We start from the raw sequence: 14963 nt of genomic DNA, 5'->3' as shown, positions 1-14963 counted from the left end.
GGATAGTTGCTAGCTGGCGCTCTCATTTCAATGGAAGGAGCATTCACTCAGGCATTCGTTTCGTAAAGCGTCCCGTCCTCGTCGTAGCGTGCCTGAAAAATGGCTTCGAACTGTTCATCAGTCAGTTTGATGTCAATCGCCCCCAAATTATCCTCGAGCTGGTTGACAGTCCGCGCACCGATAATCGGTACACATGTGAAATCGGGCTGGTCCATCAACCACCGCAGCGCGACTTGTGCAGGAGTGGCATCGAGATCAGTGGCAATCTCTCGAATTTCGTCAAGAACGTGCCAACCACGTTCAGAGACATAGAAGTCTAAAAAGCGATCGTCAAGCTGTGCGCGAGTATCTTCTGGCGCGTTGAGATCGTAGGATCCATCACCAACTCGTTCATACTTGCCTGTCAGGAAGCCGCCCGCCAACGGCGAATATGGGCAGACAGCAAGATTCTGATCTCCACATACGGCAAGATACTCTGCAACGTCCTCGTAGTAAGCGGCGTGGAATAACGGCTGCGTGACGGTGAATCGTTCATAGTTGTTGAGGTCCGCTGTCAAAACGCCCTTCATTAGTTTCCAGGCGTCGGCAGTCGATAGCCCGATATGCTGGATTTTCCCCTCGCTGATCAGGTCGTCGAGAGTCCGAAGAGTGCGCTCGATGGGTGTATTGTCATCGAAGCGATGCAGGTACAGGATGTCAAGGTAGTCGATATCCAGTCGCTCTAGCGAACCTTCGACTTCGGCGCGAACATTTTTCCGAGAAAGATTCTCTTGGAAGCGTGATTCATTCGACCAGTAGCACTTGGTGGCAATGACGTAATCCTCACGTTCGCGATCAGCGAGCCAATCGCCAATCCACCGCTCTGAGTCCCCATCTCCATACCCATTCGCTGTGTCGATGAAGTTGCCCCCTCGGTTAGCGTACGCGTCTAACATCTTGTGCGCTTCTTCTTTCCCGGTTTCCACCACGCCTGTCGCCTCATGTTCCATGCCGAACCGCCACGTTCCCAACGCAATGGTTGAGACTTCTAGCCCTGTCTCTCCTAGTCGAACGTATTCCATGAATTCTTACTTGGGTACCACTATTATAGTAGTATCGACAGTCACGGTGAATATCAAAGAGTACATGCTGTCGTCCGTCGGAGAAGGCCTCAAGACTGTCATTTTCGGTGTATTTGATAGCCTCGACAGTTTGAATTCGTCAGTCGGATCTTCCTCACGACGACACCACCGCCGACATAGGCAACAACAAGGAGTCTCGTTCACTTTGAGGTAGTGCTTCCATCGAGTTTGGTTGATCTTCGGCAGCTATTAAATAGATAGAAAATACAACTATCTGATTGTTGAGCGCCACTACTCTAACAGATGAGTATATAATCGTAAATTTGCATGTAGTAGGCCGATAGGGGATTTTCTGTGACTAATTACACCTAGTTTGGGTACAATAAGTATTATACTGTCGTCAAAAACTTGTAGATAGACGCAGACCGCGAGATAATCTGCTTATCAAGCAATTTATTGAAATGCTCGTGGAGACTGTTACCGACTTGTGGGATACTATCGATGAACTGAAAGCCAATCAGGAACGCACCTACGACATCGCTACGACCGCCAGTGCCGCAAACGAACAGACGCTACTCAACTGGATGACGTCGAAATCCAACAGGCACAAATCCACCAGGTCGCCAAGAGCGCGATCGCGAAGGCCCAGCAACTCGAAGCCGACCCTGATTAGCAAGAGGATGCCGAGACGCTGCCCGAGGGCATCGAGCCCAGCTCCTCGCCGCTGGATTTCTTCACGAACTGCCGACAGGCCAAAGTTAAGACCATGTTCGTCGAGCGGTCGAACCGCCAGAACACCTACCGAGCGATCAGCGTCGCCAAGCGCTGGCCAGAGTTCGCCACCGAACGAACTAACGGGAGCGGCGTCTTCTTCACCAAGGACGACGTGGAGACCGCGCTGACCGCCGAACTTGGCAAAGAACCGCATCGTCAAACGGTCATGCGTGTTTGGGAGAAGCTGATCGAGATTGGTCGCGACGATCTTGTAGAAAAGACACGCCAGGTCGGTCGAGACCAGACGCAGACTGATCTGTTGGCGATGGACGCCGAGACCGCCGTAAGCTTGGTCGAGCAACGCTACGTCGGCTTAGATCTGCTGGAGAACGGTGATCGAAAGGCGACGACTGGTGGTGTCACACCCGTTGTGGTGGAGTCTTCCACCTAACCCTGTGACGAGCACGAGATAAGACGGGAATCGGCATAGAATCGACGTTGATGGATGCGGTGGCACGTGCCCTGCTGCCGCTGGCGTTGCTGTCTGTTAGCTGTAGCAACCGGGAGCGACCCTATTCTTGCAGGAGTGGAGTGAGTGTTCGTAACACGAACGGAGCGACCAGTCCCGATTCGCTGCTCACAACGTGTGTGACAAACTTCGGCAGCCTCGGAATACTAAACGGGGTTTTATCGGCTAAGCTCGTAACTCTATAACCACGACAACAAGGCCAACACGACTCAAATCGACTACTGCGTAAGTATAATATGAACCTGTCGACTGATATCCATTTCCAACGGAATCTCCTAGCCACAGTCAAGAAGAAACGAGAGTACTGCCGGGATGAACGTTTGCAAATTAGACCTCAGAAAGCTGAAAAGGCTACTAGGGGTTACTCCCTAAATGGAAGCCCTGATTTCTCGTCAGATCTTCTTTCTCTACGCTCAACATTATCTTCTCGAAGTTCAAGTAGTGTCCTCCCTCCGAAATCGGGATGCGTCCAATAGGAATACCCATTAAGGGCGTTATCCTTGTCTCTCTCGACGAGTTGATACAGAATTTCTTTCGTTAGACCAGTAAACGAGTAGACCTCACTGTTATAGAGCCACTCAATATTGTTTTGCTGACCAGTCATACCGGTGACCCTGGCCCGCCAATAATCGTCCTCCGGGTTCCACTCCCGATCGATATCCTCCGGCACTTCGCTCTCGTCAAAAACGACGATATCTCCCTTTTCCAGTACACCTCGATCCAAAAGTGCAGGCAGTGTAAAGGTTACAGAAGGCTTCCCCTGTTTCTCCTGCTTTTCCCGACGTTTAGTCAGGTATTCTTCGGCCTCAGGAATCGGGATTACTTGCTGGCTATTCAGTATCACCCGATCTTGGTGTTTGTAGGCTTCGATCCGCGTACATGTGATATCCATATTATACTCCTCCATAAGCCACATGACCGGAGAGGTAATTTCCGGGCCAAAACTGCCAGCCGCGAGCAAAATCCGTGGCTTGTCGTCAAGCTCAAAATTGGCCCATCCATCGTCCATATACGGAATATCGTCAGTGGCGTTCTGGGATAAGAAATTCACGAATTTCTCCCCCACCTCTTCAGGCGAGACATCATTGTCCCCACGTCCGTTCCAGAAGTCTCGATAGTCTTTTTGAACCTCCTCCGCGGTGAGGGTAGCGGAGTAGCTGGCGTACTTGATTGCTTGGAGATCTGTTGTTCGGTCAGCTCTGTCCCGTTTTAGTTCGACGACGACCAGTTTCCCTTCGGTATCGATCGCCAGGATATCGAGGCGCTCTCGTAAATCTTCAAATTTTGCGTATTCTGAGGAAATGACTAACAGGTCTTCCCCAAGGATACGAGGTTCCTCAATTGCCCATTCCTCTAGATGCTCCCTTTCGAGGATATTCAGTTGCGAAAGTTCCTGTTCAGGGAGATGCTCAAGATCATGGGAATCCGGGTTGACGGAGAAGATCATGTGTATTTCGATAGAGCGGGAAGGCCATATGGTTTGTCACAACGATGATTTATATATCCACTCAGCAATGTCTACGTGAAACCTGATGGTAGTGAGTCCACGGAAAACCCTACCCTCACCCGCCGAAAGCGCGCAGGGTGTGGATAGTTGGTATGGTCCCTACTGTTGAAGGACTACCGGAAAACACAAACTCAGACGCCGTCGCTCGCCAGCACCGACACCCCAAGGTCATCACGATAGCCGGACACCCCGCCAGCTGAGACGATGGACACTACATGCTGTCCGCTGTTACCGTCGAGGAAGAGAACGATACATCAGTTGCCGGCAGTCCCGCCGAGGGAGGAACACGCGTCAGACTCGCCGATCGTAGGTTGCGATACTACCCGGTCGGCTGTTGTCGACGTCGCCACACAATAGCTGTTCCAGCCAGACGTCTCGCCGAACAGATAGCGCTGAGATATCTCGTGAACCCCTTGAGCGTCGGGGAAGCATCCTGATGGCCGTCAACGGCCTTCCGTGGGAGAACATTGGTCGCCACGCTGTTAGGTTGTCAGTCGTTTCATGGAGAGACTGTCGAATAAGCCATTAGAGAAAAGAGGAAGACACCGCACTAATCGGTGATCTGTCCCATACCCGTCAATACTGATCTGTTGCGTACAGAGACTGAACTGACCACTAAAGGTTCGATCAGGTATCGTCGACATTAGCAGCGATATGCTGAATAAAGCGCGCATATCTTGCATCATGTCTTTCACCAATCCAAAGAGAACTAGTTAATTCTCTCTGAAATATCATAGAATGGACTCAGTTTGATGTGGGATCACCTCCTAATGAAGGCTATGAGCGGAGACCTATTCCGAATCACGGTTGATGAAACAAACTACAGTCGCGTACTCGGAACCTCTCCCGATGAGTGGTTGCTGGCAGACGCTAACCTCTCGGAGCTTCAAGGACCCCGGCTTTGGGCCCAGAAAAACACCGACACAGGCCAACAAGTCTATGATGCGATGGAATCCGGAGACGGTCTTCTCTTCTACAAAGTTAAACGTGGAATCACCACCGACGAAGGAATGTACGTTGGAACGGGCAGAGTCGGAGAGAAGGTTCGGTTAGATGAGGAGCAGGCAAGGGCACTTTTTAGAACAACAGTAGCAACGCTCGCCTACACTGTGACTGAATTCAATCAAATCAGAAAATCGATTGAAAACGTAGAAGGCGTACTTGGGTATGAGTCTTACCCACAAAGTAGTCATCGAGTCACCGACGATCGATACACTACTGTCGACAGAGCCTTACAAACGCTATCGCAGTGAGATACGCCGATAAACAATACAAAGGGCCAATTGTTGATGGTGATGTTGACGGTAATTCTCTGACCACTCTGCTCGCCAACCTTACGACTGCTTCATCGCTTGTGTGACGAAACGAGCGACAACCGCCTGCCGCATACAGTCTCTTTACTGTACAAACCGCGTGCCGTTCTCAGCTCGCGTCATCTCGTCGTCAGCGTCGCTGTCGAGGTGGTCGTCTCAATGGCCGTTGTCGAGCTGCCGCCACACCCCGGTATCGAGGTGTATTCGATTGTGTTGGGTGTCCGAGGTATTAGCATTGCTCGGGTGTCCTCAGTGTGTCGCACCATGGTCGGGTGTCCCCACTGCTATCGAAGTGTCTACCTCCCGGCATAGGGGAGACATAGAGGGTCGAAGCGGTTTCGCTTCGAGACAAGGGATAATCGCCATACGGCGCAGCTTCGAAGTGGGCTTCGAGGTGGGTTTCAAGGCAACAGTAAAAATCCCACTTCGAAGGGGCACCTCGAAGGAGGTCCAGCCGGGGTTGAATCCTCGGGTCGAGAGATTAGATCGGAACCACAGCTACTTCTTAGCGACGTGATATTCGGTTCCGGCTTGTTCTCGATAGTCTCCCTCGGTGAGCGCATCAGCGTCGACCAGTTCATCGATGCGCTTCGAAATCGTCCGTCGGGAGACGTCAAGACACTCCCGGCTGTCGTCAGTTGCAAGATCGTGGGCCCCGGTCGTTGTGACAGACTCGCCATGATCGAGGAGACAATCGTACAGCGCACAAGCGCCATCGGAGACGTCGAGGTCGGTAGGGTCAGGGGCGTCGGTCGGCTCGCCGATGGGAATCAGTTCGCCATCAGCCAGCAACGCGAGTCGGGTTCTCGTTTCGTCGGGATCGACGACGAGGAGACACCAGTCGTCGCGGTCAGGACGATCGCCGTCAAACACTCGCTCAGGGATCACTGGTTTTCGCACCCGCCGCCACTCCTCGGGGTTGTCGACGTCACTCTCGGTCGCCGGATAGGTGTCGGCGTTCTCGAACACGGCCTCTGTGTCGGCAAAGGTCGCTAGCTCTCGGCCGTCGGTGTCCGAGAGGATGTACGCCTCTCGGTCGGGGTCGAAGCGCCATACAGTCTGCTCAGTGCCTGCTGGGCGAAGCATCCGGTCGCCGTCGATCCACAGGTCCCGGCGGTTGTAGAACGTGCGCGTCCCGTCCTCGTCGATATCGCGGACGAGCGGCGGGTCGGACAGCGCGCCCTCGACACGCCGGGCGTCGTTGGGACGAGCGACGAACAGACAACGCACGCCGCGCTTGTGGGCCTTGGCGAGGTTCTTGATAGTCTGGCCGGGCTTGCCCGACGTGTCGTGCTCGGTTTCGACAGCGACGTCCTCGCCGCCCGTGAGCCGGTCGAGCGTTGGATAGTCTTTGGCGAAGTTCTCAGCTACGACACGCGTCTCCGCCAACGACAGTTCTTCGACGTCAACATCACGCATGGGTTCAGGAGTGGCACGAGCATCCGGGAGATCTCCGTTGCCGTCCTGCTGCACGATGTCGATACACAGTCCGAGACGAGTCAACGGAACGTAGCTGTCTCGAAGCAACTGCCGATGCTCCAAACCGCCGGCGTTCTCGTCGTCGCCGCTAGCGAACACCTCACTCTGGCCACGGTCAGTGGTTCGGAGATGCGTCTCGCCATCGCGATGATCCCGGTCGAGAAGATCCTCGGGGACTCGCTCGACGATGTCCCACACGTCGGCGATACCATCGCCCTCGGCGTCGAGGTAGTCCCGTATCCGGGCCTCGGCGTCGCCCTTCGGAACGAACCCGCCGGTCTCGACGCCGTTGGCATGGATACTCTCGTCGAAGACAGCTTTCAGTACGGCCCGCTCAGCGGTCTGGTCATCGTGACGGATATCGCCATCATCGGCCTCGACATCGCTATCTTCGCCGTAGAAGTGACTTGCCTGGCGCTGTTGGGCGGGCGACTCGGCTTCCTCGCCATACTGCTCGACGCTCTCGCGCTTGAGTTGGGTCAATTCATCGTCGGACAATCCAGCCACACCAGATACCCCCTCTCGTGTCTCACCAATCGGCGGGAAGGCATCGACCTTGTAGGAGTGAGTGAGTTCATCATCGGCGTCGTGAGTCCGCATGTAGAAGCGATACTTTGAGAGATTCGTCAGGTCCGCTTGTTCGACATCCCGGGAGTGCTGGCCGGCGATGAGACGAGCATCATCGCGCCCGCCAGGGTTGAACGAGATGAACGTCTCGCACTGGTTCTCGATAGCTTTCTGTACCCGTTCGGGGAGCTGATTCGAGGGATTCTGACATGAGAGGGTGAGACAGAACTCGAACGCTCGCGCTTCAGAGAGGATACTTGCGATATCGGTCCGGTCGGAGACGATACTGTCGAACTCGTCGCAGATCACGTAGAACGGTGGCGCGTCGGTGTTCTCCCGAACAGCAACCCAGGCACGACGAATGAGGGCTGTCGCGAACAATCGCTTCTCTGTCTCTCCCGACGACGGCGCGTTTCGCACGACGACAACCTTCCCCTCACGTACGACATCGCGGATGCTAACCGTCGACTCTCTCGCTGCAATCAGGTCCCGAATCGCGTCGTTCTGAATCCACTGGTCGAGACGCCCGGCCAGTGGTTCGAGATCGGCGTCGTCGAAGCCCTCAATGCGTTCGGCGGTTCGCTTGATGAACTGGAGCCGTTCCCGGTCCATCCATTCGGTGAACCGCTCGCGGTTCTCCTCGGCGGTACATAATGCTGCCAAGTCAAGCAGTGTGCAGGTCTTGCCCGATTTCGCCATTCCACGGATGAACGTCCGGACAACACGATCCATCCGAGCACCCCAGTAGTTGTCCTGGCCGCCGGCCAGTGCGACCATACTGGCGAGATCGTCACAGAGCGCCTCAACGGTTGACGCGAACTGCCGACTGTCAGGATCCGCGTCGCTGGGCACTTCGAGGAAGTTGAATCGGACCTGCTTATCGAACTCGTCGGTGAGATCGACGAACACGAAATCCTCGCGGTCGCGGTCATCAGGCCACTCCCGAACGAACTCGTCGGCGTCCTTGCCTTTCGGATCGAAGATCAACGCGCCATGCCCCCGCTGCATGACTTGACTGGCGAAGTTGACCAACCACGTCGTCTTGCCTTTCCCGGTTCCGCCGCCGACGAACTGGTGGGTCTCGAGGGTTTCGGGCGTCACACCAGCTTCGACACCGTGGCGACTCCCGAACCCGTACCAGTAGGGATCGCCGACTGACGATTCGTCGAGCATCGCGACCTGTTGGACGTCATCGTCGGCTCCAGCGACGTCATGAGCCTGAAAGTCGAAACGCGGCGTTCCTGGCGGAATCCCCTCACCCGGTCGAGACATCGACCAACGCATCTTGTTCGTAGCAACATGGTCGGCCTCGGGAACGTTCAGCAGGCCCGACACCTCTCGTTGAGCCTTGACGATACCGTGGTCGGCCCACTCTCGTTCAGCCGCTTTCTCGACGACGTTGCGCAGTTCGCGGCCGTCGAGCGGGTCAGGGACGAACGTTTGCTCGGCGTTGTTCTCGTAGAAGTTCCGGAACATTCCAGCAGTGCTGCTGGCCCGCGAGATCGCAACGTCGGGGTCGTCGGAGATAGCGAACACTCGGAGACACAGCCGCCATCCTTTCTGGCCTTGCTGTTCTTCGAGGAGCTTCGCGACCTGTTTCTCAACTTTCGACGGCGGATACTCGATGGTCTCCCGCGTGAACAGCCGCCACTGTTTCTCGAACGTCGGCTCTCGGAGGTTCATCGCTAGTGATTTGATACTCGGGTCGCCCCGAACTCGCTCGTCACTATCGTCAAGGACGCCGTGGCCATTCTCAATACCGTCCGTCCAGTTCCGCTGGGCGGGCTTGAACTGGATTTGCACGACGACGTCGGCGTCGGTCGCATCCTCGGCTTGTTGGCCAACCATTTCTTCGAGGATACTCCCCATTGGGTCGGTGGTGAACCCAGGGAGGTCTACGTTCTTGATTGGGTACAGCGTGTAGCGTCGGAGCTGCAATCGCGCCCCGGCGATATGTCGGCCTTCGACACTACTCCTAGAGAGTAACTCAGAGGAAGTTCGCGAGAGTTGTGAGTCGGGATACTGCGAGGTCAGTTGCCGTTCGAGTGGGCCGTCAGTCCGGTCATCACCGGCAACGTAACGAAGCGATAGCACTCGATCGCCGCCGTCGTTGGGTCGCGTGTATCGCACTTCGAACGAGTGGGCAGGACTGATATTCTCGTTGCCACCACGGAGGAGGCCCGAGGACGTTTCGACAGAGTGCAACGACTCCAGGACGCTGTCCATCGCCTCTATCCCGCCATTGTCACGGTTTGGTCGCACCGAGATAGCGTCACGTTCACCTGGCGACGTCAACGCCTCAGCGAGGTCGGCGTCAACCTGCGTAGTTTCGTACCCCGATGTCTCCGTGTCGGTCGTCGTGGCAAAGCGGTCGAGAAGGCCCATTACTCTCGCCCCCCGTTCACTTCAGCTTCGTCAGCAGGCTGTGAGATGCCACTCTCACCGTTCGAGGGAACAGCCGTTCCGTCGGTCATATGTTCGACAAAATCCTCTCTTGCCGTGCCATGACCGCTTGCCTCGCGCCGAGAGTAGGTGAGCACTCGATCTTCCAGCGGCGTGGCCTCGACATAGCACGGAATCCACCCCTCGATATCCTCAGCGTCAATGAGACACTCAGAGTATCCCCGACCTTCTTTCCCACGAACGGCTATGTCCCGTACGAACTCCCGCTGGGCGCTGTTGAGGCCAAACTGTGCGAGGACGTCCTCGTCGACCCGCGGCGTTCGGAAGAAGTGCACCGTGGAACACTGCGCCCGAATCGTGTCCCGAGCGTCGGTCTCACCCTTTCCCGACACGAAGTCTTTGGGCGACTGGGAGAGGAACCACAGCGAAGCGTCATACCGAGCGAACTCCCGCGCTGCTTTCTGCAACCAGTCAGCCGTTCGGTCGGCGTCGAGAAGCACATGGGCCTCGTCGAACATACAGACGACCTCACCGTCGGTTTGCTTGATCTTCTCCCGTACCTGTGAGAGCATCAACTGGAGATTCGCCGATTTCTCGGCGTCATTACTGCCGCCGACAGCGTGCAAGTCGAGGTACGCCATGTCCACGTCGTCGTCGAGGAGTCCCAGTTCATCAGCTCCGAGCAGACTCGCGTACTTCCCACCTTCCTGGAACGACCGGAGTTTCGTCAGCAATTCGCCGACCTGTTCGAGATGCGTCTCCCCTTCGTGGCCCTCACCGTCGGCCATCGTATACTCCTCGGGATTCGAGGTCATGTCCGTTAGCGTCTCGAGGAGATCCGAGAGGTTCGGGTTCCCGGCATCAAATGTCTCGGGCTGGCCTGGTTCGATGCCCGCATTTGTGAGTGTTCGTTCGGCCGCCTGGGCTAGCAGTGGCGCGTACTCCCCGGCGTCGGCGACATCATCGGCTCGAAGCAACCCAACCAGAAAGCCGACCGTTTCCTCAACGGTCATGCGGAACTCGTCGGCACCCTCAGCACGGTGATCCGGCGAGGGTTCGATACGGAGCGGGTTGACTGACTGGTTCCCGTCGACGACGATGTGCTCGCCCTCACAGAGTTGCGTTAGCCCGTCGAACCCGCGTTGCGTATCACACACGATGAGCGTCCGATCATCGCGTTCGAGATACCATCGCAGCGCTGCCTTGCTGGCCGAGTAGGTCTTCCCCGACCGCGTCTGTCCAATCGTCAGCATGTGCGGCCCGCCGCCGCGTTCGAATGGCGAGAGCCGAAGATGTGACCCGTTCTCCTCGTTTCGCCCCCAGTCCATCCCGGTCGCTTCGCGCCGGTCGAGAGCGGCGAAGGGAAACATTGACCCGATGACTGCGCCCGGGACGAGACGGTCTTTTTCGGCTGGCGTCTCTGCATCCCACCGATCACCCGTCAATGGCGAGGCCGCACGGAAGGCACACTCTTGGGCAGCACCGGGAATAACGGGCGTCGTGTTCGCCGGTGCGCCGGTTAGTGTGTCGCGTACCGTTTCGCGAGCGGTCTGCAGGGCCCGCCGCTTTGCTCCCTCGACATTGTCGAATGTCGCCAGTTCCTCGGTCGCCGCGTCGAGTGCATCTCGGTCATCGGCCCGGACCACGACGTACGTCGAGAGTCGCCACGGTTGGGAGGGCGTCTGGCGGAACAGTTCGCGCAGCTTGCGGGTCGCCTCTCCCGCGGTCTCAGTATCCATCGCCGTGATGTCCCGTTCTTCGGCGCGTTCCTCACCTTCGGAGCCGATATCGGCGGCCTTCGCTCCCGCTTCGTGGACACCATCGTCAAGTGGGACTGGATTAGCGTTGACTGTCACATCGACGTCGACACCGCGAAGCGTGCAGAGGTCCTTGAGCCAGAGACTCGCGGTCTCTGTGGGATACTCGGCTAGCCAGAGGGCCGTTGCGTATTGATCGCCAACTTGCACCCACCCATTTCGTGGATCCCACGTTTCGGGTTCGACACTACGAGCAAGGCGGTCAGCGATATCCTCGTCTTGATTGTCACCGACAAGATCCTCGACCAGCTCGTCTGGAAGATCATCATCGCGTCCCCAGTACTCGCGTGCCACGGTCAACGACTCGTGGGGCGTCGGGTTGCGAGCCTCTAAGCCTGTGACGCTCCCGATAGCGGCCCGGACAGTCTCGACGCGATCGGCCAGCGTCGCCTCGATTGCGCTGTCGGAGATCGCATCGGCGTCCGCCAGCGGATTCAGCATCTCAATGAACGACGGCTCATCGGCACCCGTCACCGCGCTCGCATCGGCCTCAACGACGACGTAATGCCGCCAATCACGTGCTTCCCAGTTCGGAGAATCGGCCTCGGTCAGCCAGTCGGCGACATCAAGCAGCACCGACTGTTGTAGCTCATTGGTCTCTGGATTGAGGGCACGTTGTTCGTAGCGCTCGGCAACGTCATCGACATCAGCCTCTCGCGTCGTCGAGTAGAATCGAAACGGCATGTCGGTCAGCTGTTCATCGATCGCTGACGACAGCGATGCCGCAAGCCTGTGCCGCTGGTCGGCATCGAGCATCGCCGTGTTCCGCGGTTCGATCGGAACCGGCACGACGAATCGGCCGTCGTCCATTTTGAGGAAACCGCGCTCGGTGACACCAGATACGCCCGTTACGTCGGCAAGCACGTCATCAGGGCTGTCGAGGTACTGTCGACGGAGGTGCGACGACCACGCCGAGACGCGGCCACGTGGTGACGTGTAGGGCTGGTCAGAGACTCGGAGGTAGGTCCCAGTAAGCCCTAGCCCGAGGCCACCAGCAAGGCCACCAACGGCCAGTGCCGTCGAGGACATCACTACGCCGACGCCACTCCCAAGGAGTGAGGCCACGGCTGGACTGTAGACCTTCATGTCGCTCCAGGTGTAGTCGCCGAGTAGTTCTGGGTCAGTGTCCACGCGCGGTGGGACGAGCTGACCGGGATCTTTGCGCGTCTGTTCTGTCGTCTGAGAGTTGTTACTCATTGGTTTCTGCACGTGAGAGGGTTAGTATCGCCCATTGAGGGCTTCGATACGTCGCTTCCTGCTTGTGTTCGGAGTGCTATTCGACGAAGCCTCGCTGTCAGGCGACGACAGCGAGGACGCCTGTTGCGCCCCAGGTTCCGGCGAGGGTGTGTAGTCGTCAGGGACCGTCTGTGCCGCGCTAGCTTCACCGCTGTTACCTCTCGACCACGTCGGCGATGGAACCGACGACGGAGCGGCCGTCGCGGCCCGAGAACGCGCTGACGAGGCGTAGTTACTGGCTGTCCCTGCCGCGCCACCAGCCCTGTCTCTCGCAACCGAAGCCGATGACTCAGCAACCTTGACACCCGGAGTCCCGAGGACAGTCATCACTTCGGGCACGAAGTTGCGGCCGATGACGACCGGAACGCCGACGAAGGCCACACCGAGGCCGACCGCCGATCCTAGCAGCGAAAGCACGGCGTCACCGACGCCGCCGGCTAGCGACCACTCGCTGTGAAAGACGAAGAAGGCGATACAGGCCTGGACAACCTTCGCGCCAGCGACGCCGACATACATCGAGAGGCCAATACCGGAAGCAGCGTTCGCAAACCCGGAGTCAGAGGGGCGAAGCGCCCACCAGATCGGCCAGCCGGCGACGGCCGCGATAAGCACAACGTGCTCGACGAACACAACGACGATTGCCGTCGCGACGAGGGTGGACTGGGTTAGCAGCAGCCCCGCGCCGACGAGTATCCCGAGCCCGAGCTTCCCGATGTTCCCGGGTGTCGACAACAGCGCCGAAGCGTCTGGAGCCAGTGCCATCGCCATAGAGTCGGCGAGGTGCAGGCCGCCGATCGCGACCGGCCAGCCGGCGAGGATGAGGACACCACATTTTCCGATTTCGCCGAGCTTTGCTTTCGTTTCTCGTCCCGAGAGAGTCCCTTGGACGCGCATCGCCTGAAAGACGAGAAGTGCGAGGGCCAGCGGGACGAGCGTCCAGTACAGCGCCCATGCACCCGACCAGAGACCGGCTTCCGGCGGGCCCCACGACGCGACCTCGCCAGCACGTCCTGGGAGGCGGATGCCGAAGACGAATCCGTTGAACGTCTCTATGAGAGTCGTCACGCCGCTGACGACCGAGTCGACCGCCCACTCAATGAGTGACTTCACCGCCGCTATCGGTGACGGAAACACTCCGCCACCGGCCTCTCCGGCCGCCCCATTCGTCGCGTTCGATGGCGACGGTGGCGGCGTCTCTGCCGGCGTCGGTGCAGAAGAATTGTCGGGCACGGGCGGGGCTCTGTTAGAATGGGAGCGCAGTGACGCCGGCCATCAGAACGCTCCACTGGCTTGGCGACATACAGGAGACCGTCGAGATGCCCAGCACCTCGAAGACGCCCGCGGCGACAGCCGGGATGAACGCCGCCGAGAAGGTCTTCGCCGAGCCGGCCATCGCCTCCTTCCCTTCGCGAGCCGACTGCTGTTTCGTCGAGCCCATCTTGTCCATCGCAGCCATGGCCTTCGCGACACCCTTCAGCACGAAGTACAGCGACCCGGCGATGAATCCGAACCCGACGAGCTGCCCGACACCGGAACCACACATTGCGCTCCCGACTTCGCTGACACTCTGTGCAGCTGCCACGCCCGACGTTGTCGCCGTGACGCCCAGCAGGATCGCGATTGAACGCACCTGCTGGACGGACAGCTGATCGAGAATGCTTCGTTCGACCGTGTCAAGACGGTCGACGAACTGCGCTGCCGTGTCCCCGAGATCGTCGGGGAGCGATAACTCGAACATGGGACGAGAGAGGGGGCGTACGTCATCAGTGTTCTAGCACCTCTTACGCCTAGTCTAGACAACACACTCACTAGCAATAAAAGTTTGGTCCAAAAGCTACCAAGTTAGTCCAAACTACTATGAGCGTTCAAATTGAATAGCATCTTATCAATGACGGCGAGATACGACGGCATACGACCACACTATTACATCGACTACTCGCTGCATGGCGCGATCAAAGATGTCGCTGATCGGCGAGAGATCGAAGTGTACGAGGCATACGACCTAGCCGCTCGCTTCCTTGTTGCCCTTGATGGTAGCACTGGGTACAAGCCTCGTCCAGACGATGATGGGCTCGCCGCTGTGTTCGACGATCTCGCTGGCGAGCAACAGACTGGAGGTGAGGGCTGAATGTCCGCCGCGGACATCGTTGAACTCGCGACCCGAAGAATCGTTGGATTTCTGGTCTATGTGGTTATTGCCCTCGTCGCTATTTCGATCCCGCTCGTGGCGTTTGAATCACCAGTCAGCCAGGCCGCTGGTCTCTTAGTAGCGATATACGTCGCCCGGTGGATTGGCCGTCGTCTTGTCGGTCTCGACTGAGCGACCCGTGCGCTTTT

General features: G+C 57.6%; 9 protein-coding genes and 1 pseudogene. 4 read left to right on the top strand and 6 right to left on the bottom strand.

The annotated features are described in order from the left end of the window. Positions 1-47: 47 nt before the first annotated feature. Entirely contained in the window at positions 48-1061 is a 1014-nt protein-coding gene (locus EGH23_RS18885; protein ID WP_220581540.1) for an aldo/keto reductase, read from the bottom strand. Positions 1062-1519: 458 nt separating this feature from the next. Here EGH23_RS18885 and EGH23_RS26505 point away from each other — a divergent pair. Next, positions 1520-2226, top strand: a pseudogene (locus EGH23_RS26505) (hypothetical protein); the annotation flags it as partial. A gap of 439 nt (positions 2227-2665) precedes the next feature. On the opposite strand, the gene EGH23_RS18875 reads toward EGH23_RS26505, so the two are convergent. Then, entirely contained in the window at positions 2666-3751 is a 1086-nt protein-coding gene (locus EGH23_RS18875) for a PDDEXK family nuclease (RefSeq protein ID WP_220581538.1), read from the bottom strand. Positions 3752-4590: 839 nt separating this feature from the next. Between EGH23_RS18875 and EGH23_RS18870 the strand changes: the two genes are divergently transcribed. After that, positions 4591-5064, top strand: coding sequence for a hypothetical protein (locus EGH23_RS18870; protein WP_220581537.1), 474 nt, complete (start codon positions 4591-4593; stop codon positions 5062-5064). 558 nt (positions 5065-5622) lie between these two features. Here EGH23_RS18870 and EGH23_RS18865 read toward each other — a convergent pair. The 4 genes from EGH23_RS18865 to EGH23_RS18850 form a co-directional block, all read right to left on the bottom strand. Beyond that, positions 5623-9555, bottom strand: a complete 3933-nt coding sequence (locus EGH23_RS18865; protein ID WP_220581536.1) for a DUF8128 domain-containing protein — start codon at positions 9553-9555, stop codon at positions 5623-5625. Then, positions 9555-12521 (bottom strand): VirB4 family type IV secretion system protein, encoded by a 2967-nt coding sequence (locus EGH23_RS18860; protein ID WP_220581535.1) that lies wholly within the window; start codon positions 12519-12521, stop codon positions 9555-9557. Before EGH23_RS18860 ends, EGH23_RS18865 begins: the two co-directional genes overlap by 1 nt. A gap of 87 nt (positions 12522-12608) precedes the next feature. Further along, on the bottom strand, positions 12609-13736 hold the full coding sequence (locus EGH23_RS18855) for a TrbL/VirB6 family protein (protein ID WP_483867125.1): 1128 nt from the start codon (positions 13734-13736) through the stop codon (positions 12609-12611). 133 nt (positions 13737-13869) lie between these two features. Further along, positions 13870-14364 (bottom strand): hypothetical protein, encoded by a 495-nt coding sequence (locus tag EGH23_RS18850; protein ID WP_220581533.1) that lies wholly within the window; start codon positions 14362-14364, stop codon positions 13870-13872. 150 nt (positions 14365-14514) lie between these two features. Between EGH23_RS18850 and EGH23_RS18845 the strand changes: the two genes are divergently transcribed. Then, on the top strand, positions 14515-14754 hold the full coding sequence (locus tag EGH23_RS18845) for a hypothetical protein (RefSeq protein WP_220581532.1): 240 nt from the start codon (positions 14515-14517) through the stop codon (positions 14752-14754). After that, positions 14755-14946, top strand: a complete 192-nt coding sequence (locus tag EGH23_RS18840; protein ID WP_220581531.1) for a hypothetical protein — start codon at positions 14755-14757, stop codon at positions 14944-14946. Positions 14947-14963: the final 17 nt, after the last annotated feature.

This window comes from Haloarcula nitratireducens, assembly GCF_019599505.1.
This window is presented reverse-complemented; position numbering and strand designations above follow the sequence as displayed.

Bases quoted from the DNA above. Each gene is read 5' to 3' on its own strand.
- EGH23_RS18845 (WP_220581532.1), top strand. From the start codon at position 14,515: ATGACGGCGAGATACGACGGCATACGACCACACTATTACATCGACTAC.
- EGH23_RS18865 (WP_220581536.1), bottom strand. From the start codon at position 9,555: ATGGGCCTTCTCGACCGCTTTGCCACGACGACCGACACGGAGACATCG.
- EGH23_RS18885 (WP_220581540.1), bottom strand. From the start codon at position 1,061: ATGGAATACGTTCGACTAGGAGAGACAGGGCTAGAAGTCTCAACCATT.
- EGH23_RS18840 (WP_220581531.1), top strand. From the start codon at position 14,755: ATGTCCGCCGCGGACATCGTTGAACTCGCGACCCGAAGAATCGTTGGA.
- EGH23_RS18870 (WP_220581537.1), top strand. From the start codon at position 4,591: ATGAGCGGAGACCTATTCCGAATCACGGTTGATGAAACAAACTACAGT.
- EGH23_RS18875 (WP_220581538.1), bottom strand. From the start codon at position 3,751: ATGATCTTCTCCGTCAACCCGGATTCCCATGATCTTGAGCATCTCCCT.
- EGH23_RS18850 (WP_220581533.1), bottom strand. From the start codon at position 14,364: ATGTTCGAGTTATCGCTCCCCGACGATCTCGGGGACACGGCAGCGCAG.